This window comes from Pseudomonas sp. ABa2 (genome assembly GCF_056676075.1).
This window is the reverse complement of sequence record NZ_CM155239.1, coordinates 3,122,572-3,142,403: the sequence shown is the minus strand read 5'-3', so window position 1 is coordinate 3,142,403 and position 19,832 is coordinate 3,122,572. Positions and strand designations below refer to the sequence as shown.

25 protein-coding genes, 1 tRNA gene and 1 riboswitch are annotated in these 19,832 nt (G+C 69.7%); of the genes, 21 read left to right on the top strand and 5 right to left on the bottom strand.

Going from position 1 to position 19,832, the window contains the following annotated elements; translation table 11 throughout:
* Positions 1 to 8: 8 nt before the first annotated feature.
* From AC1G9C_RS15090 to mobA, 5 genes are all read right to left on the bottom strand, one after another.
* A complete protein-coding gene (locus tag AC1G9C_RS15090; RefSeq protein ID WP_480408000.1) occupies positions 9 to 203 on the bottom strand; it encodes a hypothetical protein in 195 nt (64 codons plus the stop codon).
* A gap of 88 nt (positions 204 to 291) precedes the next feature.
* The gene (locus AC1G9C_RS15085; protein ID WP_480407999.1) at positions 292 to 1,521 is read right to left on the bottom strand and encodes a tyrosine-type recombinase/integrase; all 1,230 of its coding nucleotides are present in this window, start codon (positions 1,519 to 1,521) and stop codon (positions 292 to 294) included.
* Between the two features lie 169 nt (positions 1,522 to 1,690).
* Positions 1,691 to 1,767, bottom strand: a tRNA-Pro gene (locus tag AC1G9C_RS15080).
* A gap of 131 nt (positions 1,768 to 1,898) precedes the next feature.
* On the bottom strand, positions 1,899 to 2,120 hold the full coding sequence (locus AC1G9C_RS15075) for a YgdI/YgdR family lipoprotein (RefSeq protein WP_021445716.1): 222 nt from the start codon (positions 2,118 to 2,120) through the stop codon (positions 1,899 to 1,901).
* A gap of 86 nt (positions 2,121 to 2,206) precedes the next feature.
* Complete coding sequence (mobA, locus tag AC1G9C_RS15070) at positions 2,207 to 2,794, bottom strand: molybdenum cofactor guanylyltransferase MobA (protein ID WP_480407998.1); 588 nt, start codon at positions 2,792 to 2,794, stop codon at positions 2,207 to 2,209.
* A 67-nt stretch (positions 2,795 to 2,861) separates the two neighbouring features.
* Between mobA and moaB the strand changes: the two genes are divergently transcribed.
* From moaB to AC1G9C_RS14965, 21 genes are all read left to right on the top strand, one after another.
* Positions 2,862 to 3,401, top strand: coding sequence for a molybdenum cofactor biosynthesis protein B (moaB, locus tag AC1G9C_RS15065; RefSeq protein WP_021445718.1), 540 nt, complete (start codon positions 2,862 to 2,864; stop codon positions 3,399 to 3,401).
* On the top strand, positions 3,398 to 4,612 hold the full coding sequence (locus tag AC1G9C_RS15060; protein ID WP_480407997.1) for a molybdopterin molybdotransferase MoeA: 1,215 nt from the start codon (positions 3,398 to 3,400) through the stop codon (positions 4,610 to 4,612). Before moaB ends, AC1G9C_RS15060 begins: the two co-directional genes overlap by 4 nt.
* A 3-nt stretch (positions 4,613 to 4,615) precedes the next feature.
* Positions 4,616 to 5,395: an NAD-dependent deacylase gene (locus AC1G9C_RS15055; protein ID WP_122108602.1), complete on the top strand. Its 780-nt coding sequence runs from the start codon at positions 4,616 to 4,618 to the stop codon at positions 5,393 to 5,395.
* A gap of 55 nt (positions 5,396 to 5,450) precedes the next feature.
* Positions 5,451 to 6,059 carry a C40 family peptidase gene (locus AC1G9C_RS15050; RefSeq protein WP_480407996.1) on the top strand — a complete coding sequence of 203 codons (609 nt, stop codon included), beginning with the start codon at positions 5,451 to 5,453 and terminating at the stop codon, positions 6,057 to 6,059.
* 86 nt (positions 6,060 to 6,145) lie between these two features.
* Entirely contained in the window at positions 6,146 to 6,664 is a 519-nt protein-coding gene (locus AC1G9C_RS15045) for a C40 family peptidase (protein ID WP_021445722.1), read from the top strand.
* Complete coding sequence (locus AC1G9C_RS15040) at positions 6,661 to 7,320, top strand: O-methyltransferase (protein ID WP_122108599.1); 660 nt, start codon at positions 6,661 to 6,663, stop codon at positions 7,318 to 7,320. Before AC1G9C_RS15045 ends, AC1G9C_RS15040 begins: the two co-directional genes overlap by 4 nt.
* A 6-nt stretch (positions 7,321 to 7,326) precedes the next feature.
* Positions 7,327 to 7,647, top strand: a complete 321-nt coding sequence (locus tag AC1G9C_RS15035) for a hypothetical protein (protein ID WP_021445724.1) — start codon at positions 7,327 to 7,329, stop codon at positions 7,645 to 7,647.
* 39 nt (positions 7,648 to 7,686) lie between these two features.
* A riboswitch (cobalamin riboswitch) is annotated at positions 7,687 to 7,891 on the top strand.
* Between the two features lie 173 nt (positions 7,892 to 8,064).
* Positions 8,065 to 8,676 carry a cob(I)yrinic acid a,c-diamide adenosyltransferase gene (gene cobO / locus AC1G9C_RS15030; RefSeq protein WP_480407995.1) on the top strand — a complete coding sequence of 204 codons (612 nt, stop codon included), beginning with the start codon at positions 8,065 to 8,067 and terminating at the stop codon, positions 8,674 to 8,676.
* Positions 8,673 to 9,965, top strand: a complete 1,293-nt coding sequence (locus AC1G9C_RS15025; protein ID WP_480407994.1) for a cobyrinic acid a,c-diamide synthase CobB — start codon at positions 8,673 to 8,675, stop codon at positions 9,963 to 9,965. The genes cobO and AC1G9C_RS15025 overlap by 4 nt, the downstream gene beginning before the upstream one ends.
* Positions 9,962 to 10,615 (top strand): 5,6-dimethylbenzimidazole synthase, encoded by a 654-nt coding sequence (gene bluB, locus AC1G9C_RS15020; RefSeq protein ID WP_480407993.1) that lies wholly within the window; start codon positions 9,962 to 9,964, stop codon positions 10,613 to 10,615. The genes AC1G9C_RS15025 and bluB overlap by 4 nt, the downstream gene beginning before the upstream one ends.
* Positions 10,616 to 10,642: 27 nt before the next feature.
* Complete coding sequence (gene cbiB, locus AC1G9C_RS15015) at positions 10,643 to 11,551, top strand: adenosylcobinamide-phosphate synthase CbiB (RefSeq protein WP_480407992.1); 909 nt, start codon at positions 10,643 to 10,645, stop codon at positions 11,549 to 11,551.
* A complete protein-coding gene (gene cobD, locus AC1G9C_RS15010; protein ID WP_480407991.1) occupies positions 11,544 to 12,539 on the top strand; it encodes a threonine-phosphate decarboxylase CobD in 996 nt (331 codons plus the stop codon). The genes cbiB and cobD overlap by 8 nt, the downstream gene beginning before the upstream one ends.
* Positions 12,536 to 13,993 (top strand): cobyric acid synthase, encoded by a 1,458-nt coding sequence (locus AC1G9C_RS15005; RefSeq protein WP_480407990.1) that lies wholly within the window; start codon positions 12,536 to 12,538, stop codon positions 13,991 to 13,993. Before cobD ends, AC1G9C_RS15005 begins: the two co-directional genes overlap by 4 nt.
* Positions 13,994 to 14,122: 129 nt before the next feature.
* Complete coding sequence (gene cobU, locus AC1G9C_RS15000) at positions 14,123 to 14,644, top strand: bifunctional adenosylcobinamide kinase/adenosylcobinamide-phosphate guanylyltransferase (protein ID WP_457787514.1); 522 nt, start codon at positions 14,123 to 14,125, stop codon at positions 14,642 to 14,644.
* The gene (cobT, locus tag AC1G9C_RS14995; protein ID WP_480407989.1) at positions 14,641 to 15,696 is read left to right on the top strand and encodes a nicotinate-nucleotide--dimethylbenzimidazole phosphoribosyltransferase; all 1,056 of its coding nucleotides are present in this window, start codon (positions 14,641 to 14,643) and stop codon (positions 15,694 to 15,696) included. Before cobU ends, cobT begins: the two co-directional genes overlap by 4 nt.
* Complete coding sequence (gene cobC, locus AC1G9C_RS14990) at positions 15,693 to 16,268, top strand: alpha-ribazole phosphatase family protein (RefSeq protein WP_480407988.1); 576 nt, start codon at positions 15,693 to 15,695, stop codon at positions 16,266 to 16,268. Before cobT ends, cobC begins: the two co-directional genes overlap by 4 nt.
* Positions 16,265 to 16,999, top strand: coding sequence for an adenosylcobinamide-GDP ribazoletransferase (locus AC1G9C_RS14985; RefSeq protein WP_397496933.1), 735 nt, complete (start codon positions 16,265 to 16,267; stop codon positions 16,997 to 16,999). The genes cobC and AC1G9C_RS14985 overlap by 4 nt, the downstream gene beginning before the upstream one ends.
* A 59-nt stretch (positions 17,000 to 17,058) precedes the next feature.
* A complete protein-coding gene (locus AC1G9C_RS14980) occupies positions 17,059 to 17,916 on the top strand; it encodes a hypothetical protein (protein WP_397496932.1) in 858 nt (285 codons plus the stop codon).
* A gap of 85 nt (positions 17,917 to 18,001) precedes the next feature.
* Entirely contained in the window at positions 18,002 to 18,406 is a 405-nt protein-coding gene (locus tag AC1G9C_RS14975) for a MarR family winged helix-turn-helix transcriptional regulator (RefSeq protein WP_021445174.1), read from the top strand.
* A gap of 64 nt (positions 18,407 to 18,470) precedes the next feature.
* Complete coding sequence (locus tag AC1G9C_RS14970; RefSeq protein ID WP_021445175.1) at positions 18,471 to 19,676, top strand: MFS transporter; 1,206 nt, start codon at positions 18,471 to 18,473, stop codon at positions 19,674 to 19,676.
* The gene (locus tag AC1G9C_RS14965; RefSeq protein WP_256679207.1) at positions 19,673 to 19,798 is read left to right on the top strand and encodes a hypothetical protein; all 126 of its coding nucleotides are present in this window, start codon (positions 19,673 to 19,675) and stop codon (positions 19,796 to 19,798) included. The genes AC1G9C_RS14970 and AC1G9C_RS14965 overlap by 4 nt, the downstream gene beginning before the upstream one ends.
* The last annotated feature ends 34 nt before the right edge of the window (positions 19,799 to 19,832 follow it).

Below are 19,832 nucleotides of genomic sequence, written 5' to 3'. Positions count from 1 at the left end.
TCGAACTGCTAATCGGGTCTGCCAGCGGTTTCAAGCACCTCGACGCGCACATCAGAGTCAAATTCGAGGTTCGATAGGCCTGCTGGGTGTACATGCTCGCGGACAACGTCATCAAGCCGTTGCCTCAACTTCTCCACTTCGGCTTCATCTTTCAACTGAAGCCGGTGCAGATCGACGCCAAAGCTCACATAGACAAAAGCCATTATCCACCTCGCATAAAACAGGCGTGGGGTATCTCCCAGAAACTCAAGTCCAGTTTCGGCGCGCTGGCGGGGCAGGGCAAGGGCCTGGTCAGGCCCTCTTTCCGATCTGCACCACGTTGCCACGTTCGAGCGTGTCGAGGTGATCGGCATACCACTGCATCATCGTGCGCCGCTGCTCAAGGTACTTGGCCTTGTTGTAGACGCCGGCGACGCCAGACTTGGCGTGCGACAGCTGGGCCTCGATGTGGTTTTCGTCGAAGCCGTTCTCGTTGAGGATGGTGCTGGCGATATGGCGGAAGCCGTGACCGGTCTGCTGGCCCTGGTAGCCCATTCGGCGTAGGGCCATGTTGAACACCATATTGCTCAGCGGCTTGGTGCGGTCGTTTCGCCCGGGGAACAGCAGGTCGTAGGAGCCAGAGTAGATCTTGAGCTCCTGCAGCAGATTGAGCGACTGGGTGGAGAGCGGCACGATGTGCTCGCGGCGCTTCTTCATCCGCTCGGCGGGGATTTCCCAGATGGCGGCTTCGAGATCGAACTCGGACCAGCGCGCTTCGCGCACCTCGCTCGGGCGCAGGCCGTTGAGGATCAGCAGGCGCAGGCCGATCTTCACCACCCGGTTGGTGTAGGCGCTGATCGACTGCAGCAGCATGGGCAGGTCGGCCTGGTCGACGTGGGCATAGTTCTCGCTCTGCTTCTTCTGCAGGAACTTGTCGAGCCCGTCCACCGGGTTGGTGGTGGCGCGGCCGGTAACCCGGGCCAGGTCATAGATCTCCTTGCAGAACCGGCGCACATTGCCCATCTGGTCGAGGATGCCTTTCTTCTCCATGGCCCTGAAGAACTCCATCCACTCCATCGGGGTGATATCGACGTACGAGCGCTTGCCCATCTTGGGGAAGACGTGAAGTTCCAGGGCGCCCATCACGCGCTTGGCATACCCGTCGCCCCAGCTCTTTACCCGGGCGGCATACCACTCGCGGGCCAGTGGCTCGAAAGTGCTCTCGGCCTTGGCCTTCTCCTGGGCGACTTCGGCCTTGCGCTGGGTCGATGGGTCGATCCCTTGGGCGATCAGTTCGCGCGCTTCCTGTGCCTTTGCCCGGGCCCTGGCGCCGTTCACGCTAGGGTAGGGACCGAGGCCGAGCCAGGAACGGGCGCCGGAGCCAGGTTTCGAGTAACGTAGCTCCCACAGTTTTTGGCCGGACGGCTTGACCCGGAAGTACAGGCCCTGGCCGTCATGCTCGCGGTAGGTTTTGTCTTCTGGCTCGAGGTTGGCGAGGGTGGTATCGGCCATTGGCCGGCGCTTGATATCCGCTCTTTTCATGGCTTTTTGGTATGCCGAGTTCGAATGATCCGGCAGCATACCAACGGGCATACCAAACTGGTAGGTATAGGCAGGGATAGAGTGGTACAGCCAGAAACAGAAAACCCGGCGCTAGAGGCCGGGTTTTCTGGGGTTCCGATACATGTGGGTACATGCTGGAACAAGGGATTGGTCGGAGAGACAGGATTCGAACCTGCGACCTTCTCGTCCCGAACGAGACGCGCTACCAAGCTGCGCTACACTCCGAATGAGCCGTATTCTACCGAAAAACTTTTACCGCACAAGGGGTTAGCCCGAAAAAAAATTAGCGCAGCGGCCGTTTTCGTGCCAACCCCACAGCCTGCCTGGGCCTCGCTGGGGAGGCCCGGGGCGTCGATTCAGAGTTCCTTGACGGTCTGCACCTGGTCCTTGTTGACGGTGGCGCGCTTGCCGTCGAGTTGCTCGAACTCGTAGAAGCCGGAGTCCTCGTCGAACTTGGGCTTGTCCACGGTCTGGATCTCGCGGCCGTCGTTCAGGGTGATCACCGACGGCGAGGCGCAGCCGGCCAGTGCGGCGAAACCGAGGGCGATAAGCAGGGCGGGGATGATCCGTTGAGTCATGGTCTGTCTCCTTGGGTGATACAACCTATGTACCCAGGCTCAGACGCAGTAGCGGCGTGCGAGTTCCACCGAGTTTTCCCGGCGCCTCAGTCGGGGCGGGCGGCGGCGAGGAGTTCCGGCGTATTCAGGTTGGCCAGGCGCGCATCGTCGAGCGGGCAGTCCAGCGGCGTCGGTGCGAGGCTGTCGAGCCAGCGCTGCGGGCTGCGCTGGCCGGCCTGCCAGGCGCGTTCCAGATCGTCCCGCAAGTCGGTCTGCAGCAGGCAGAACAGCGGCTGCCAGTACTGCCCCTGGCGCACCACCGCCGGTTTGCTACCGGCGCGTTCGAGCAAGGCGTCGAGCAGCGGGCGATCCACCAGCGGCGCGTCGCAGGGCAGTACCAGCAGCTGGCTGTGGCGCGCCGCCGCCAGGCCCGCGCGAATGCCGGCCAGCGGTCCCTGGAAGTCGCTGTCCTGGTCGCTCACCAGGCGGTCGGCATAGTGCGCGTAGCGCTCGGCGTTGCGGTTGCAGGAAATGATCAGGTCGTCGCTCAAGGGGCGTACCAGCTCGTGCAGCCAGGCGATCAGCGGCCGCCCGCGCCACTCCAGCAGGCCCTTGTCGCGACCGCCCATGCGTTGGCCGCGGCCGCCGGCAAGCAGCAGTACGGAGCAGGGCGGTGGGGCGTTCGAGGCGGGCATGCTGGCGTCTCCGGTGGCGGGTGGTGTGATATAACTCCGGCCATTCTCTCGCAATTGGAAGCCTGCCATGAACCATAAGGCCGAGGCGCTGTTCGTGCCGCTGCAGATCGCCGTGCTCACCGTCAGCGACACCCGTACCCTGGAAACCGATACCTCGGGACAACTGTTCGTCGATCGCCTGCAGGCGGCCGGTCACCAGTTGGCCGCGCGCGTCCTGCTCAAGGACGATCTCTACAAGATCCGCGCCCAGGTCGCCGGCTGGATCGCCGATGACGGCGTGCAGGTGGTGCTGATCACCGGCGGCACCGGTTTCACCGGGCGCGACAGCACGCCGGAGGCGGTCGCCTGCCTGCTGGATAAACAAGTGGACGGCTTCGGCGAGCTGTTCCGGCAGATCTCGGTGGCCGATATCGGCACCTCCACCATCCAGTCGCGCGCCTTGGCCGGCCTGGCCAACGGTACCCTGGTGTGCTGCCTGCCGGGTTCGACCAACGCCTGCCGCACCGCCTGGGACGGCATCCTCGGCGAGCAGCTGGATGCCCGGCATCGTCCCTGCAATTTCGTCCCCCATCTGAAACAGGTGGCCGCCTGCGAGAGCCGCGGATGAGCGGTTGCGAGCAGCCCGGCCTGTTGCCCATGGAGGCGGCGCTGGCACGCCTGCTGGCGCTGGCCGAGGCCGCACCCATCGCGCAGCAGGAAACCGTCACGCTGGCCGATGCCGATGGTCGGGTGCTGGCCGAGCCGCTGCTCGCCGCACTCGACCTGCCGCCCTGGGACAACAGCGCCATGGACGGTTACGCTCTGCGCCTGGCCGACTGGCACGGTGAGGCGCTGCCGGTCAGCCAGCGCATCCAGGCCGGTACGGCGCCCTTGCCGCTGCAGCCGGGTAGCTGTGCGCGCATCTTCACCGGTGCGCCGCTGCCAGCTGGCGCCGACAGCGTGGAAATGCAGGAAAACGTGGAGCTGGATGACGCCGGGCGGGTGCGCTTTCGCCAGCCGCTCAGGCTTGGCCAGAACGTCCGCGCCCGCGGCCAGGAAACCCGTGTCGGCGACTGCGTGCTGCCGGCCGGCACGCGCCTGGGGCCGATCGAGCTGGGTCTGGCCGCCTCCCTCGGCGCGGCCGAACTGCGCGTGCGGCGGCGGCCGCGGGTCGCCGTGCTGTCGACCGGCGACGAGCTGGTCGAGCCCGGCCAGGCGCTCGGTCCGGGGCAGATCTACAACAGCAACCGGCGCCTGCTCAGCGCCTGGCTGCAGCGCCTGGGTTGCGCCGTGGTCGACGCCGGCATCCTGCCGGACGACCTGGAGCTGACGCGCGAGGCCCTCGGCAGGCTCGGCGACGTCGACCTGATCCTGTCCACCGGCGGGGTCTCGGTGGGCGAGGCGGATTATCTCGGCCTGGCCCTGCGCGAGGCCGGCGAGCTGGCGCTGTGGAAGCTGGCGATCAAGCCGGGCAAGCCTTTGACCTTCGGTCATTACCAGGGCGTGCCGGTGATCGGCCTGCCGGGCAATCCGGCCTCGACCCTGGTTACCTTCGGTCTGCTGGCGCGCCCCTACCTGCTGCGGCGTCTCGGCGTGCAGCGCATCGAGCCGCTGGGCTTCGTCGTGCCGGCCGGATTCGCCTGGCACAAGCCGGGCATACGCCGCGAATACCTGCGCGCGCGCCTGGAACACGGTCGCGCGGTGCCTTACGCCAACCAGAGTTCCGGCGTGCTGCGCAGCGCCGCCTGGGCTGAAGGGCTGGCCGAGGTTCTGGAGGGGACGACGCTGGAGGAGGGCGACAGCCTGCGGTTCATTCCCCTCAGCGAGATTCTGGGCTAAGGCATGGACGAGGCGCTGCGGCGAGTCGCGCGGGCCATCGAGCAGGCCGAGCGCATTCTGGTCATTACCGGGGCGGGGTTGTCGGCCGACTCCGGGCTGCCCACCTACCGCGGCCTCGGCGGCCTGTACAACGGCCATACCGCCGAAGGCTTGCCGATCGAGGCGGCGCTGTCCGGGCCGATGCTGCGCCGCGACCCTGCACTGTGCTGGAAGTACCTGGCCGAGCTGGGCAAGGCCTGCCTCGGTGCGGCGCCGAATGCCGGCCACCTGGCCATCGCCGAGCTGCAACGGCGTAAGCCCGGTTGCTGGGTGTTGACGCAGAATATCGACGGTTATCACCGCGCCGCCGGCAGCCCCGGCGAGCGTCTGATCGAGATCCATGGCGAGCTGGCGCCGCTGTACTGCCAGTCCTGCGGCGCCGAGGACAGCGAATTGGCCGAGCACCTGCAGCGGCCGTTGCCGCCGCGCTGTCGGCAGTGCGGCGGAGTGTTGCGCCCGCCCGTGGTGCTGTTCGAGGAAATGCTCCCGGAGGCGGCCGTCGACAGTCTCTACGGCGAACTGCGCAAGGGCTTTGCCGTGGTGCTCAGCGTCGGCACCAGCGCCAGTTTCCCCTACATAGTCGAGCCGGTGCTGCGTACCCGCCAGGCCGGCGGCCTGAGCGTGGAGATCAACCCCACGCTGACCGACCTCAGCGACGTGGTGGATGTACGGCTGGCTGGGCGGGCCTTAGATGTTTTGCCGGAACTACTGGGTCACATTTCGAGCGATAGAATTTGCAAATAGACGGCATAGAGGGCATAGTCGCGCACTTGTAAATTCAACCGACACGGTCGTGCCCATGCCCAAACGCTTCGCACCCCTCGTGCCTTTTGCACTCATCGCCTTTCTCGCCGCCTGCGCCGGCCATGCGCCGCAGCCGCAGCTCGACGAACCCATGGTCAAGCCCGTCGCTCAGCAGGTCGAACCTGCCGAGGACGAGATGGCCGCGCTGATCGACGACCAACCCTACGAAATGCCGCAGCTGGCCGACAGCCTGCTCGACCTCGGGCGTTCGCTGGTCGGCACCCGCTATCGCTACGGCGGCAACTCGGTGCAGTCCGGCTTCGACTGCAGCGGCTTCGTCGGCTACCTGTTCCGCAAGGAAGTCGGCCTGGAACTGCCGCGCTCGACCCGCGAGCTGATCAACCTGGACGCGCCCAAGGTGGCCCGCGCCGACCTGGAACCGGGCGATCTGATCCTGTTCAACGACCGCGGCCGAGGCCGCGTCAGCCACGCCGGCATCTACCTCGGCGACGACCAGTTCATCCATTCCAGCAGCAGCCGCAGCGGCGGCGTGCGCATCGACAGCCTGGACGACAGCTACTGGAATCGCAGCTACCTGCAGGCCAAACGCGTCCTCGCCCTGGCCCAGGTGGACGACGAGCAGGCCGCCAAGCGTCATCCCTGATGGCTTGCGGCGCGGCCCCGCAGGGTTGCGCCGTTCGTCGTGAGCCGGCAGAGTAGGGCGCATCCAGGCTCAGGATCGCCTCGCTCATGCCCGTCACGACCCGTGTTGCCCTGCTCGTTCTCGCCCTGCTGCTGAGTGCCTGCAGCAGTCGCGCTCCCACCCCCCAGCCCAGCTACACGCCAGCCACTGGCCAGTTCCAGGGCGGCGCCGATGACGTGCTGTTCCGCGCCCTCGGCCTGGTCGGCACGCCCTATCGCTACGGCGGCAATACCCCAGACGGCGGTTTCGACTGCAGCGGCCTGATCGGCTACGTCTATCGCGACGCCGCCGGCATCAGCCTGCCGCGTTCGACCCGCGAGCTGAGCGCCATGCGCAGCCCCAAGGTGCGCCGCGACGCCCTGCAGAGCGGCGACCTGGTGTTCTTCGCCACCAACGGCGGGCGCGGCGTCAGTCATGCCGGCATCTATGTCGGCGAGGGACGTTTCGTCCACGCGCCGTCTTCGGGCGGCACGGTGCGCCTGGACAGCCTGGACAACAGCTACTGGCAGCGCGCCTATCTGGACGCCAAGCGCGTGCTCGCCCCCGAACTGGCGCGCAATCCGTGACCCAGCGCAGCCTGCAGCTCGACGACGCGCTTTACCAGTACCTGCTGGACGTCTCCCTGCGCGAGTCGCCGTTGCTCGCCCGCCTGCGCGCGGAAACTGCGCAGCTGAGCGAGGCGCGCTGGCAGATCGCCCCGGAGCAGGGTCAGTTCATGGCCCTGCTGGTGCGGCTGGTCGGCGCGCGGCGGATCGTCGAGGTCGGCACCTTCACCGGCTACAGCGCCATTTGCCTAGCCGATGCCATGGGGCCGCAGGGTCAGCTGATCTGCTGCGACCTGCCCGGCGACTACAACGCCACCGCGCGCCGCTATTTCGCCGAGGCCGGTCTGGCCGAGCGTATCCAATGGCGTCTGGGCCCGGCGCTGGACAGCCTGGCGGCGCTGGAGCACGAAGGGCAGGGCGACTTCGACCTGATCTTCGTCGACGCCGACAAGGCCAACTACCCGGCCTACCTGGAGCAGGCGCTGCGCCTGTTGCGCCAGGGCGGCCTGCTGCTGTTCGACAACACCCTGTGGAGCGGCCGGGTGTTGCAGCCGCAGCCGGACAGCGCCGACACCCGCGCCATTCAGGCGCTGAACCGGGCGCTCAAGGACGATGCGCGCGTCGAGCTGTCGCTGCTGCCGCTGGGCGACGGCCTGACCCTGTGCCGCAAGCGCTGAGCCGCCGTGGCCGACGCCATCCGTCTGCCGCCCCAGCCCGACGCCTGCGAACTGTGCGCGCGGTCGGTGGCGCTGACCCGTCACCACCTGATCCCCAAGGCCCTGCACGACAAGGCCTATGTGCAGAAGCGCTATCCCCGCCACGAACGCATCACGGCCACGCTCTGGGTCTGTCGCGCCTGCCATAACCAGATCCACCGGCTGTTCAGCGAGAAGGAGCTGGCACTGAGCTACAACAGCCGCGAAGCGTTGCTGGGCGACGAGCGCTTGCGCGGTTTCGTCGAGTGGCTGGCGCGCAAGCCGGCCGGCTTCGTCCCCCGCCACTGAGTCGCGTCGGCGTTGACGGGCGAGGCGGCCAGCCTCTACCCTGCGCGCCTTGCTTCAGGTGCCCGACGCCACGCGCGTACGAGGTGAAACAGGGAAGCCGGTACAGAATCCGGCGCTGCCCCCGCAACGGTAGGTGAGTCAAACGCCGCTCTATTGCCACTGTGCTTCGTGCATGGGAAGGCGCGGCGCTAGCCCGCGAGGCTCGCTCACAAGCCCGGAGACCGGCCTGCTGCAGTCCACGGCATCGCGGAGGGCGTTGTCTGGCGTGCGGGCTCGCCTTCCCGGTGGCCTGCGCGCGCCGTTCTCCGCCTGCCTTGTCCAGCCCAGTGTGTTCGGGAGCGTAACGATGCCGCCACGCCAGCTTGCCAGTCGTGCACGGCGGCCCGCGCCCGGATGCCCGCAGACCAGGAAACTTCGATGAGCGAATCGGCTGATCGCGACGCCCGGCACCAGGCGCGCATGGCGCGCAAGAAGGCGCTGATCGACGCGAAGATCGCCCAGGCCCAGGACCAGTACGGCCTGCTGCTGGTGCACAGCGGCAACGGCAAGGGCAAGAGCAGCAGCGCCTTCGGCATGGTCGCCCGCGCCCTCGGCCACGGCATCAAAGTCGGCGTGGTGCAATTCATCAAAGGCGCCGCCAGCACCGGCGAGGAGGCCTTCTTCCGCCGTTTTCCCGAGGAAGTCAGCTACCACGTGATGGGCGAGGGCTTCACCTGGGAGACCCAGGATCGCCAGCGCGATATCGCCAAGGCGGGCGAGGCCTGGGCCGTGGCGCAGCGCCTGCTGAGCGACGAGGGCGTCGGCCTGGTGGTGCTGGACGAGCTGAATATCGCCCTCAAGCACGGTTATCTGCAGCTCGATGCGGTGCTCGCCGATATCCAGGCGCGGCCGCTCTCGCAGCACGTGGTGGTGACCGGGCGCGGCGCCTTGCCGGGGATGATCGAGGCGGCCGATACGGTGACCGAGATGGGCCTGGTCAAGCATGCCTTCAAGGCCGGGGTGAAGGCGCAGAAGGGGGTGGAGTTTTGACCTCGCGCCAGTGCCCGGCGCTGCTGATCGCCGCGCCAGCCTCGGGGCAGGGCAAGACCACCGTCACCGCCGCCCTGGCGCGCCTGCACAGCCGTCAGGGTCGGCGGGTGCGGGTGTTCAAGTGCGGCCCGGATTTCCTCGACCCGATGATCCTCGCCCGCGCCAGCGGCGCGCCGGTGTACCAGCTCGACCTGGCCATGGTCGGCGAGGCGGAGAGCCGCCGCCTGCTCTGGCAGGCGGCGGGCGAGGCCGAGCTGATCCTGATCGAGGGGGTGATGGGCCTGTTCGACGGCCAGCCCTCGGCGGCCGACCTGGCGCGGCAGTTCGGCGTGCCGGTGCTGGGGGTGATCGACGGTTCGGCCATGGCCCAGACCTTCGGCGCCCTGGCCCATGGCCTGGCGACCTTCCAGCCCGACCTGCCGTTCGCCGGCGTGCTCGGCAACCGGGTGGCCAGCGCCCGTCACGGCGAGATCCTGCGCGCTGCGCTGCCGCCGACTATCCGCTGGTACGGCGCGCTGCCGCGCAATGCCGCGGTGGAGCTGCCCAGCCGCCACCTGGGGTTGGTGCAGGCGCAGGAGCTGGCCGACCTGGATGCGCGCCTGGATGCCGCCGCCGATGCCCTGGCCGCCAGCGCCGAGGTGGCCTTGCCGGCACCGGTGCGCTTTGCCGCGCCGCCGCCGCGGGTGGTCGAGCCGCTGCTGGCCGGCGTGCGCATCGGCGTGGCGCGCGATGGCGCCTTCGCCTTTCTCTACCAGGCCAACCTCGATCTGCTGCGCGAGCTGGGCGCCGAACTCGAATTCTTCTCGCCGCTGGCCGGCGACGGCCTGCCGCAGGTGGACAGCCTCTACCTGCCCGGCGGCTACCCCGAATTGCATCTGGCCCAGCTGCAAGGCAACCAGGCCATGGCCGCGGCGATCCGCGCCCATCACCAGGCCGGCAAGCCGATCCTCGCCGAGTGCGGCGGCATGCTCTATCTGCTCGACGAGCTGGCCGACAAGCAGGGCGCCAGCGGCCGCATGCTCGGCCTGCTGGCCGGCCGCGCCGCGCTGCAACCGCGATTGACCGCCCTGGCCCTGCAGCAGGTGACGTTGCCGGAAGGCGAGCTGCGTGGCCACAGCTACCACCATTCGCGCCTGGACAGCCCGCTGGCGCCGCTGGCTCTGGGCCGTTGCCCGAACGGCAAGGCGGTGGCCGAGGCGGTCTATCGCCTGGGACGGCTGACGGCCAGCTATATCCACTTCTACCTGCCGTCCAATCCCCTGGCGGCGGCGGCGCTGTTGCGTCCATGAGCGACCAGGCCTTCAGCGCCGCTGAGCGCGCCGCGGTCTATCGCGCCATCGCCGAGCGCCGCGACATGCGTCATTTCAGTGGCGGCGAGGTGCCGGCCGAGGTGCTGGCACGCCTGCTGGAGGCGGCGCACCGCGCACCCAGCGTCGGCCTGATGCAGCCCTGGCGCTTTCTGCGCATCAGCGACCCGCAATTGCGCGAAGCCGCCTACGCGCTGGTGGAGGCTGAGCGGGTGCGCACCGCCGAGGCGCTGGGCGAACGCTCCGATGAATTCATGCGGCTCAAGGTCGAGGGTATTCGCGAGTGCGCCGAGCTGCTGGCGGTGGCGTTGATGGACGGGCGCCAAAAGCATGTCTTCGGCCGCCGCACCCTGCCGGAAATGGATATGGCGTCGGTGGCCTGCGCCATTCAGAATCTCTGGCTGGCCGCCCGCGCCGAAGGCTTGGGCCTGGGCTGGGTGTCGTTGTTCGAGCCCGAGGCGTTGGCCGCGCTGCTGGGCATGCCCGCCGGCAGCAAGCCGGTGGCGCTGCTCTGCCTGGGGCCGGTCGCGGCCTTCTATGACCAGCCGATGCTGGTGGAAGAGGGCTGGGCCAGGCCGCGGCCGCTCGCCGAGCTGCTGTTCGAGAATCGATGGGGAGAACGTGTTGACTGACCTATCCACTGGCAACGGGCGGTGGCGATGAGCCTGGCGCTCAGCACCCTGGCCGGGGTGGCGCTGGACGCCGCGCTCGGCGAGCCGAAGCAGGGCCACCCGCTGGTGGCCTTCGGGCGCCTGGCGAATCGTTTGGAGCAGCGCTTCAACCCCGCCGGCGGCGGCTGGCGCAGCCATGGGGTGAGCGCCTGGTGCCTGGCGGTGCTGCCGCTGACCCTGCTGACCTGGCTGCTGGCCCAGGTCTCGGCCTTCGGCTGGGCGGTGGAGATCGCCGCGCTGTACTTCGCCCTCGGCCTGCGCAGCCTCGGCGAGCACGCGCGGCCGGTGGCGCAGGCGCTGCGCCTGGGCGATCTGGAGCTGGCGCGCGAACGCGTCGGCTGGATGGTCAGCCGCAACACCGCCGCGCTGGACGCCGGCGGCGTGGCCCGCGCCGGCACCGAGTCGGTGCTGGAAAATGGTTCGGATGCGGTGTTCGCCGCGCTGTTCTGGTTCGTCGTCGCCGGCGCACCGGGCGTGGTGCTGTACCGCCTGAGCAATACCCTGGACGCCATGTGGGGTTATCGCAATGAGCGCTTCGAGCGCTTCGGCTGGGCCGCGGCGAAGATCGACGATGTACTCAATTACCTCCCCGCGCGCCTGGTGGCGCTGACCTACGCGCTGCTCGGGCGCACCGCCCTGGCGCTGCGCTGCTGGCGCCGCCAGGCGCCGCAATGGGACAGCCCCAACGCCGGCCCGGTGATGGCCGCCGGCGCCGGCAGCCTGGGGGTGAGCCTGGGCGGTGCGGCCGAATATCACGGCGAGCTGCATGTGCGCCCGCAACTGGGCGAGGGGCCGCCGCCGCGGGCGCGCGATATCGAACGGGCGCTGAATCTGGTGTGGGGCGGCGTGCTGCTGTGGCTGGCGCTGCTGGGACTCTGGGAGGTGCTGGGTGCTTGAGCATGGAGGCCGCCTGCGCGCGGCGGCGCAGCAATACGGCATCGCCCGGGAGGACTGGCTGGACCTGTCCACCGGCATCGCCCCCTACGGCTGGCCGCTGCCGGCGATTGCGGCCGAGGCCTGGGCCCGCCTGCCGGAGCCGGACGATGGCCTGGAGGCCGTCGCCCGCGACTACTACGGCGCGGCCAGCCTGCTGCCGGTGGCCGGCTCGCAGGCGGCGATCCAGGCCTTGCCGCGCCTGCGCAAGGGCTGCACGGTGGGCATCCTCTCGCCGACCTACGCCGAGCATGCCGCCGCCTGGCGCCGCGAGGGGCACCGGGTGATGCAGCTCAGCGAGGGCGCCATCGACCGCGCCCTGCCGCGCCTCGACGTGCTGTTGCTGGTCAACCCGAACAATCCCACCGGCCGGCGCATCGAGACGCCGCGCCTGCTCGCCTGGCACGCGCAACTGGCCGAGCGCGGCGGTTGGCTGCTGGTCGACGAGGCCTTCATGGATTGCACCCCCGAGCACAGCCTGGCCGCTCACGGCGCGCAGCCGGGACTGATCCTGCTGCGCTCGTTCGGCAAGTTCTTCGGCCTGGCCGGCCTGCGCCTGGGCTTCGTCCTCGCCGAGCAGGCGCTGCTCGACGAATTGGCCGAGCTGCTCGGGCCCTGGGCGGTGAGCGGCCCGGCGCGGCAGCTGGCGCGCCAGCTGCTGGCCGACGACGCCGGCCAGGCGCGTCAACGCCAGCGCCTGCAGGCCGACGGCGAGCGCCTGGCCGCGCTGCTGCGCGACTGCGGCCTGCCGCCCACCGGCGGCTGCGCGCTGTTCCAGTTCTGCTGCCCGCCGCGGGCCGGCGACTGGCACGCGGCGCTGGCGCGGCGCGGCATCCTGGTGCGGCTGTTTCCCTTTCTCGATAGCCTGCGCTTCGGCCTGCCGCCGCACGAGGCGGGCTGGCAGCGCCTGCAACAGGCCCTGCGCGAGTGCGCCGAGGAGCTGGTGCAATGATCGGCACCACCCTGATGGTGCAGGGCACCACCTCCGACGCCGGCAAGAGCACCCTGGTGACCGCCTTGTGCCGCTGGGCGCGGCGCCAGGGCGTGGCGGTGGCGCCGTTCAAGCCGCAGAACATGGCGCTCAATTCGGCAGTGACGGCCGACGGCGGCGAGATCGGCCGCGCCCAGGCGGTGCAGGCCCAGGCCGCCGGCCTCGAACCTCACACCGACATGAACCCGGTGCTGCTCAAGCCCAACAGCGACACCGGCGCCCAGGTGATTATCCACGGCCGCGCGGTGGGCAATATGCAGGCGCTGGCCTATCACGGCTACAAGCAGGTGGCCATGGCCGCGGTGCTCCAGTCCCATGAGCGTCTGCGCCGGCAATACCCGCTGGTGCTGGTGGAGGGCGCCGGTTCGCCGGCGGAGATCAACCTGCGCGCCGGCGATATCGCCAACATGGGCTTCGCCGAGGCGGTGGACTGCCCGGTGATCCTTATCGCCGATATCGACAAGGGCGGGGTGTTCGCCCACCTGGTCGGCACCCTGGCGCTGCTCAGCCCGTCCGAGCAGGCGCGCATCCAGGGCTTCGTGATCAACCGTTTTCGTGGCGACATCGCCCTGCTGCAACCGGGGCTCGATTGGCTGGAGCGGCGCACCGGCAAGCCGGTGCTCGGCGTGTTGCCCTACCTGATGGATTTCCACCTAGAGGCCGAGGACGCCGTCGACACCCGCCAGCAGGCCAAGGCCGAGGACGCGTTGCGGGTGGTGGTGCCGGTGCTGCCGCGCATCAGCAACCACACCGACTTCGACCCGCTGCGCCTGCACCCGCAGGTGCAGCTGAGTTTCGTCGGCCCTGGTCAGGCGATGCCGCCGGCCGACCTTATCGTCCTGCCCGGTTCCAAGAGCGTGCGCGCCGATCTGGCGCGGCTGCGCGAGCAGGGCTGGGACGCCGCCATCGCCCGTCATCTGCGCTACGGCGGCAAGCTGCTGGGCATCTGCGGCGGCCTGCAGATGCTCGGCCGGCACATCCACGACCCGCACGGCCTGGAAGGCGCCGCCGGCAGCAGCGAGGGCCTCGGTCTGCTCGATTTCGAAACGCGGCTGGAGCCGGAGAAACAATTGCGCAACGTGCGCGGCCGCCTGTGCCTGGAGCAGGCCGAGGTCAGCGGCTACGAGATTCATGCCGGGGTCAGCACCGGCGCCGGCCTCAATGGCGCGGTGAGCCTGGACGATGGCCGTCGCGACGGCGGCCTGAGCGGCGACGGTCAGGTGCTCGGCACCTACCTGCATGGCCTGTTCGAGCGCCCTGAAGCCTGCGCCGCGCTGCTGCGCTGGGCCGGGCTGCGCGAGGTGCAGGCGGTGGACTACCAGGCCCTGCGCGAGCGCGATATCGAGCGCCTGGCCGATCTGGTGGAGGCGCATCTGGATACCGATCAACTCAAGGCGCTCTGTGGCCTGGCGTAGGGTGGACGACGCTTTGTTCGTCCACCGCTGTGATCGCTGGACACCTGCCAATGGTGGATCGGTAAAGCGCGATCCACCCTACGTATTTGATCTGCCAACGGTGCGCACGGCGCACCCAACGGAGTGGACATGCTTGAACTGATCCTCGGCGGTGCCCGTTCCGGCAAGAGCCGGCTGGCGGAGAAGCTGGCGGCCGAGTCCGGCCTGGAGGTGGTGTATATCGCCACCAGCCAGGCGCTGGACGGCGAGATGAGTGCGCGCGTCGCCCAGCACCGTGCGCGCCGTCCGGCGCATTGGGCGCTGGTGGAGGAACCTGTGGCGCTGGCCCGTGTGCTGCGTGAGCAGGCGCGCGAGGAGCGCTGCCTGCTGGTGGACTGCCTGACCCTGTGGCTGACCAACCTGCTGCTCTTGGACGACGAGGCGCGCCTGGCCGCCGAGCGCGACGCGCTGCTCGATACCCTGGGCGAGCTGCCCGGGCGCATCCTGCTGGTCAGCAATGAAACCGGCCTGGGCGTGGTGCCCATGGGCGAGCTGACCCGACGTTATGTCGACGAGGCCGGTTGGCTGCACCAGGCCCTGGCCGAACGCAGCCGGCGCGTGCTGTTCTGCGTCGCCGGGTTACCGATGATCCTCAAGGGAGAGGCGCTATGAGCCTGCACTGGTGGCAGGGCCCCTGCCAGCCGCTCGATCACGTGGCGCGGGCCAAGGCCGAGGCGCGCCAGCAACAGCTGACCAAACCGGCCGGCTCGCTCGGTCGCCTGGAAGCCCTGGCGATCCAGCTGGCGGCGCTGCAGGGCAGCGAGCGACCGAGGCTGGACAGGCTGTGGATCGCCATCTTCGCCGGCGATCACGGCGTGGTGGCCGAGGGCGTGTCGGCCTACCCGCAGGCGGTGACCGGGCAGATGCTGAGCAACTTCGTCCACGGCGGCGCAGCCATCAGCGTGCTGGCCGGCGAACTGGACGCCGCGCTGGAGGTGATCGACCTGGGCACCGCCGTGCCGCTGGAGACTCTGCCAGGTGTGCGTCATCTGTATGTCGGCGCCGGCACGCGCAATCTCGCCCGCGAACCGGCGATGACCAATGCCCAGGCGCTGATCTGCCTGCAGGCCGGCTGCGACAGCCTGCTGCGCGCCCGCGCGGTGGGCTGCGAGCTGTTTATCGGCGGCGAAATGGGCATCGGCAACACCACCGCCGCCGCGGCGCTGGCCTGCTGGCTGCTCGATTGCCCGCCGGCCGAGCTGGCCGGCCCCGGCACCGGGCTGGACGCCGCCGGAGTGGCGCACAAGGTACGGGTGATCGAGGCGGCGCTGGCCCTGCACCGGCCGCAGCTCGCAGGGCCCTTGCAGGCGCTGGTGCACCTGGGCGGCTTCGAGATCGCCGCGCTGGTCGGCGCCTACCTGGCGGCGGCGCAGCAGGGCGTGGCGGTGCTGGTGGACGGTTTCATCTGCAGCGTCGCCGCGTTGCTGGCGGTGCGCCTGAACCCCGGCTGCCGCGACTGGCTGCTGTTCGCCCACCGCGGCGCCGAGCCCGGGCATGCCCGGGTGCTGCAGGCGCTGGACGCCGAGCCGCTGCTGGAGCTGGGTCTGCGTCTGGGCGAGGGCAGCGGGGCGGCGCTGGCCGTGCCGCTGCTGCGCCTGGCCTGCACGCTGCACGGGCAGATGGCGACTTTCGCCGAGGCGGCGGTGGCGGAGCGTCCGGCATGAGCCTGCACCTGGAGCTGCTGCGCCACGGCGAAACCGAGCAGGGCGGCGGCCTGCGCGGCAGCCTCGACGATGCCCTGACCGCCGCCGGCTGGGCGCAACTGCGCGCCGCGGTGGCCGGCGCCGGGCCCTGGGACGCGCTGGTCAGCTCGCCGCTGCAGCGCTGCGCACGCTTCGCCGAGGAACTGGCGGCGCAGCATGAGCTGCCTTTGGCCTTCGACGCCGATCTGCAGGAGCTGCACTTCGGCGCCTGGGAGGGGCGTAGCGCCGCCGAGCTGATGCAGACCGATGCCGAGGCCCTGGGCCGCTTCTGGGCCGATCCCTATGCCTTCACCCCGCCGGACGGCGAGCCGCTGCTGCGCTTCGAGGCGCGCATCCTCGCCGCCCTGCAGCGGCTGTACCAGGCGCACCGCGGCCGGCGCCTGCTGCTGATCACCCATGGCGGGGTGATGCGTCTGCTGCTGGCGCGCGCCCGCGGCCTACCGCGCCACGAGCTGCTGCAGGTCAATGTCGGTTACGCCCAGCGCGTGCGCCTGCAGCTGGACGGGCAGGGCGCCCTGACGGAGCTGGCATGAGCCCGGCGCTGATCGCCCTGCAGTTTCTCACCCGCCTGCCGGTTCGCCTGCCGGGCATGCCCACGGCCGAGCAGCTCGGCCGTTCGCTGCTCTGGTATCCGGCCGTGGGCCTGCTGCTCGGTCTGCTGCTGTGGGGGGCTCACTTGCTGCTGGGCGCGGCCCCGGCATTGCTCCAGGCGGCGATCATCCTGGCGCTGTGGGTGGGCTTGAGCGGCGGCCTGCACCTGGACGGCCTGGCCGACAGCGCCGACGCCTGGGTCGGCGGCTTCGGCGACCGCGAGCGGACCCTGGCGATCATGAAGGACCCGCGCAGCGGGCCGATGGCGGTGACGGTGCTGGTGCTGCTGCTGCTGCTCAAGTTCGCCGCCCTGGTCAGCCTGTTGCAGGCCGGGCAGGGCCTGCTGCTGGTGCTGCTGCCCTGGCTGGCGCGCGGCCTGCTGCCGTTGCTGCTGTGGACCACGTCTTACGTACGCGCCGGCGGCCTGGGCCAGGCGCTGGCCGAGCAGCTGCCGCGGCGCCAGCTGCCCTGGCTGCTGGCCGGTCACGGCCTGGCCATCTGCCTGCTGTTCGGCTGGGCCGGCGGGCTGGCGCTGGCGGTCGCTGCGCTGGTGTTTTTCTGCTTGCGGCGTCTGATGTGCCAACGCCTGGGCGGCACCACCGGCGATACCGCCGGCGCCCTGGTCGAGCTGGCCGAGTGTGCCGTTGTCCTGGCGCTGGCCTTGCTGGTCTGAAGGCAGAACCCGCGGCATCACCTAGGCTTCAGGCATAACCACAAAGATTGCCTGCCTTTATGCCTCTTCTGCGCTGGATGCTCGTGCTGCTGTGCCTGCTGCCGCTCGGCGTGCGCGGCGAAACCCTGACCTGGGGCGTGCTGCCGCTGCCCGGGGTATTCAACGTACGCGACGGCGAGTTGGTCGACGGCGTGCTCTACGAGGCCATGCAACTGCTCGATGCGCAGCTGGCGGAGTTGCAGATCCGCTACGAGGTGCTGCCGTTCGCCCGCCTGGAGCAGCGCCTGCTGGCCGGCGAGCCGCTGTGCATCAGCGGCCAGTTGCAGAGCGCCGAGCGCGACCGCCTGGGACACTTCGTCGCTTTTCTGCAGTCGCCACCGATCCATGTGCTGGTGCGGCGCCAGACCTATGCCCAGCTGGCCCTGGACGAGGGCCGGGTCAGCCTCGCCTGGCTGCTGGCCAACCCCTACCTGCGCGGCGCGCTGACCCGCGGCCGGGTCTACCCGCCGGCCATTCGCGAACCCCTGCAGCAGGCGCTGGACGCTCGCCGCCTGCTCGAACTGGCGGCCGGCACCGCCGGCGACAACCTGCTGCTGATGGTCAGCCACCGGCGCATCGACTACGCCTTCGAGTACCCCATGGTCTACACCGAGGTGGCGCGCAGCTTCAGCCTCGGCGACAGCCTGGTCAGCGTGCCCTTGCTGGAGGGCGATGCGCTGGTGCCGGTGGGTTTCTACTGCCCGCGCACGGCCTGGGGCGCGCGCATGGCCGCGCGCCTGGAACGCGCCGTGGTCGCGCTGCTGGCGCAGCCGCAGGGCCTGCTGCAGGTGCAGCGGCGTTGGCTGCCGGAGGAGGTCTACGCGCGTTTCGCCGCGGATTTTCGCCGCTATTACCGGCAGCGCGCCGCCGGGCGCTAGCGGAAGCCCCTGGCGGACTGTTATGCCGACAAAGCGGGCAACTGTGCCTGTGTCTCGGCGCGAAGCGGGTATATACCTGTACCCCATGTTGCCGACCACCTGCCTCTGCACCCAATTGCGCCGCGCCAGCCGCGGAGTCACCCGACGTTACGACGACGCGCTCGCCGCGGTCGGGCTCGGCGCCGCCCAGTTTTCCCTGCTGCGCCATGTGCAGCGGCTGGGGCAGCCGAGCATTTCCGCGCTGGCCGAGGCCATGGGTCTGGATCGCAGCACCCTGGGGCGCAACCTGCGGGTGCTGCAGGAGCAGGGCTTGCTGCAGCTCGGCGAAGGCCGCGATCAGCGCAGCCGCGAAGTGTTGCTCAGCGCCGCCGGTGTGCAGCGTCTGCAGCAGGCGCTGCCGCTCTGGCAACAGGTGCAGGACGAACTCAACGCACGCCTCGGCGAGGAGCGCCGCGCCGAGCTGATGCAACTGCTGGAACAACTGGCCTGATCGCGTATCGGCTCTTACTTATCGCCTTCACGGCCGCGACTGGCCGTCCCTGGGAGACACCCTAATGACCACCGCATGGCGCTCGACCACCTGGCTGCTGCTGGGCGCGTCGCTGATCCTGGCCCTGTCGCTGGGCACCCGCCACGGCTTCGGCCTGTTCCTGCCGCCGATGAGCGCCGAGTTCGGCTGGGGGCGCGAGGTGTTCGCCTTCGCCATCGCCCTGCAGAACCTGATCTGGGGCCTGGCGCAGCCATTCACCGGGGCGCTGGCCGACCGCTTCGGCGCACGCCGCACCATAGTGGTCGGCGGCCTGCTGTACGCCATCGGCCTGCTGCTGATGGGCCTGGCCGACTCGCCGCTGTCGCTGTCGCTGAGCGCCGGCCTGCTGATCGGCATCGGCCTGTCCGGCACCTCCTTCTCGGTGATCCTCGGCGTGGTCGGCCGCGCCGTGCCGGTGGAAAAACGCAGCATGGCCATGGGCATCGCCGCGGCGGCCGGCTCCTTCGGTCAGTTCGCCATGCTGCCCGGCACCCTGGGGCTGATCGGCTGGCTCGGCTGGTCGGCGGCGCTGCTCGCCCTCGGCCTGCTGGTGGCGCTGATCCTGCCGCTGGCGGCGATGATCAAGGAGCAGCCGATGCCGCTACCGAGCGGGCCTCAGCAGACCCTGGTCGAGGCGCTGCGCGAGGCGGCCGGCCACTCCGGCTTCTGGTTGCTGGCGCTGGGTTTCTTCGTCTGCGGCTTCCAGGTGGTGTTCGTCGCCGTGCACCTGCCGGCCTACCTGGTCGACCATCATCTGCCGGCGCTGACCGGCACCACGGTGCTGGCCCTGGTCGGGCTGTTCAATATCTTCGGCACCTATATCGCCGGCTGGCTCGGCGGGCGCATGTCCAAGCCGCGCCTGCTCAGCGCCCTGTACCTGACGCGCGGGGTGGTGATCACCTTGTTCCTGGTGGCGCCGCTGACGCAGTGGAGCGCCTACCTGTTCGGCATGGCCATGGGCCTGCTGTGGCTGTCCACGGTGCCGCTGACCAACGGCACGGTGGCGACCCTGTTCGGCGTGCGCAACCTGTCCATGCTCGGCGGCATCGTCTTCCTCTTCCACCAGCTCGGCTCCTTCCTCGGCGGCTGGCTGGGCGGCTACCTGTACGACCACACCGGCAGCTACGACCTGGTCTGGCAGATCTCCATTCTCCTCAGCCTGCTGGCTGCAGTCCTCAACTGGCCGGTGCGCGAGGTGCCGGTGGCGCGTCTGCAGGAGGCCGGCGCGTGAGCACGCGGCCGCTGCTGATCGGCGCCGCGCTGCTGGCAGCGGGCCTGCTGCTGGCGCTGGCCTGGTGGGGCTGGCGGCAGGGCGGCCTGGCGCTGCTGCAGCTGGGCATGAGCTTCTGCTGAGTTGCCCTGGGCACGCATGACGAGTAGCGTGACC

Bases quoted from the DNA above. Each gene is read 5' to 3' on its own strand.
- AC1G9C_RS15005 (WP_480407990.1), top strand. From the start codon at position 12,536: ATGATCGGCACCACCCTGATGGTGCAGGGCACCACCTCCGACGCCGGC.
- AC1G9C_RS15055 (WP_122108602.1), top strand. From the start codon at position 4,616: ATGGACGAGGCGCTGCGGCGAGTCGCGCGGGCCATCGAGCAGGCCGAG.
- AC1G9C_RS14985 (WP_397496933.1), top strand. From the start codon at position 16,265: ATGAGCCCGGCGCTGATCGCCCTGCAGTTTCTCACCCGCCTGCCGGTT.
- AC1G9C_RS15060 (WP_480407997.1), top strand. From the start codon at position 3,398: ATGAGCGGTTGCGAGCAGCCCGGCCTGTTGCCCATGGAGGCGGCGCTG.
- cobO (WP_480407995.1), top strand. From the start codon at position 8,065: ATGAGCGAATCGGCTGATCGCGACGCCCGGCACCAGGCGCGCATGGCG.
- cobT (WP_480407989.1), top strand. From the start codon at position 14,641: ATGAGCCTGCACTGGTGGCAGGGCCCCTGCCAGCCGCTCGATCACGTG.
- cobC (WP_480407988.1), top strand. From the start codon at position 15,693: ATGAGCCTGCACCTGGAGCTGCTGCGCCACGGCGAAACCGAGCAGGGC.
- mobA (WP_480407998.1), bottom strand. From the start codon at position 2,794: ATGCCCGCCTCGAACGCCCCACCGCCCTGCTCCGTACTGCTGCTTGCC.
- AC1G9C_RS15085 (WP_480407999.1), bottom strand. From the start codon at position 1,521: ATGAAAAGAGCGGATATCAAGCGCCGGCCAATGGCCGATACCACCCTC.
- bluB (WP_480407993.1), top strand. From the start codon at position 9,962: ATGAGCGACCAGGCCTTCAGCGCCGCTGAGCGCGCCGCGGTCTATCGC.
- AC1G9C_RS15090 (WP_480408000.1), bottom strand. From the start codon at position 203: ATGGCTTTTGTCTATGTGAGCTTTGGCGTCGATCTGCACCGGCTTCAG.
- AC1G9C_RS15075 (WP_021445716.1), bottom strand. From the start codon at position 2,120: ATGACTCAACGGATCATCCCCGCCCTGCTTATCGCCCTCGGTTTCGCC.
- AC1G9C_RS15050 (WP_480407996.1), top strand. From the start codon at position 5,451: ATGCCCAAACGCTTCGCACCCCTCGTGCCTTTTGCACTCATCGCCTTT.
- AC1G9C_RS14980 (WP_397496932.1), top strand. From the start codon at position 17,059: ATGCCTCTTCTGCGCTGGATGCTCGTGCTGCTGTGCCTGCTGCCGCTC.
- cobU (WP_457787514.1), top strand. From the start codon at position 14,123: ATGCTTGAACTGATCCTCGGCGGTGCCCGTTCCGGCAAGAGCCGGCTG.
- cbiB (WP_480407992.1), top strand. From the start codon at position 10,643: ATGAGCCTGGCGCTCAGCACCCTGGCCGGGGTGGCGCTGGACGCCGCG.
- AC1G9C_RS15045 (WP_021445722.1), top strand. From the start codon at position 6,146: ATGCCCGTCACGACCCGTGTTGCCCTGCTCGTTCTCGCCCTGCTGCTG.
- AC1G9C_RS14970 (WP_021445175.1), top strand. From the start codon at position 18,471: ATGACCACCGCATGGCGCTCGACCACCTGGCTGCTGCTGGGCGCGTCG.
- moaB (WP_021445718.1), top strand. From the start codon at position 2,862: ATGAACCATAAGGCCGAGGCGCTGTTCGTGCCGCTGCAGATCGCCGTG.
- AC1G9C_RS14975 (WP_021445174.1), top strand. From the start codon at position 18,002: ATGTTGCCGACCACCTGCCTCTGCACCCAATTGCGCCGCGCCAGCCGC.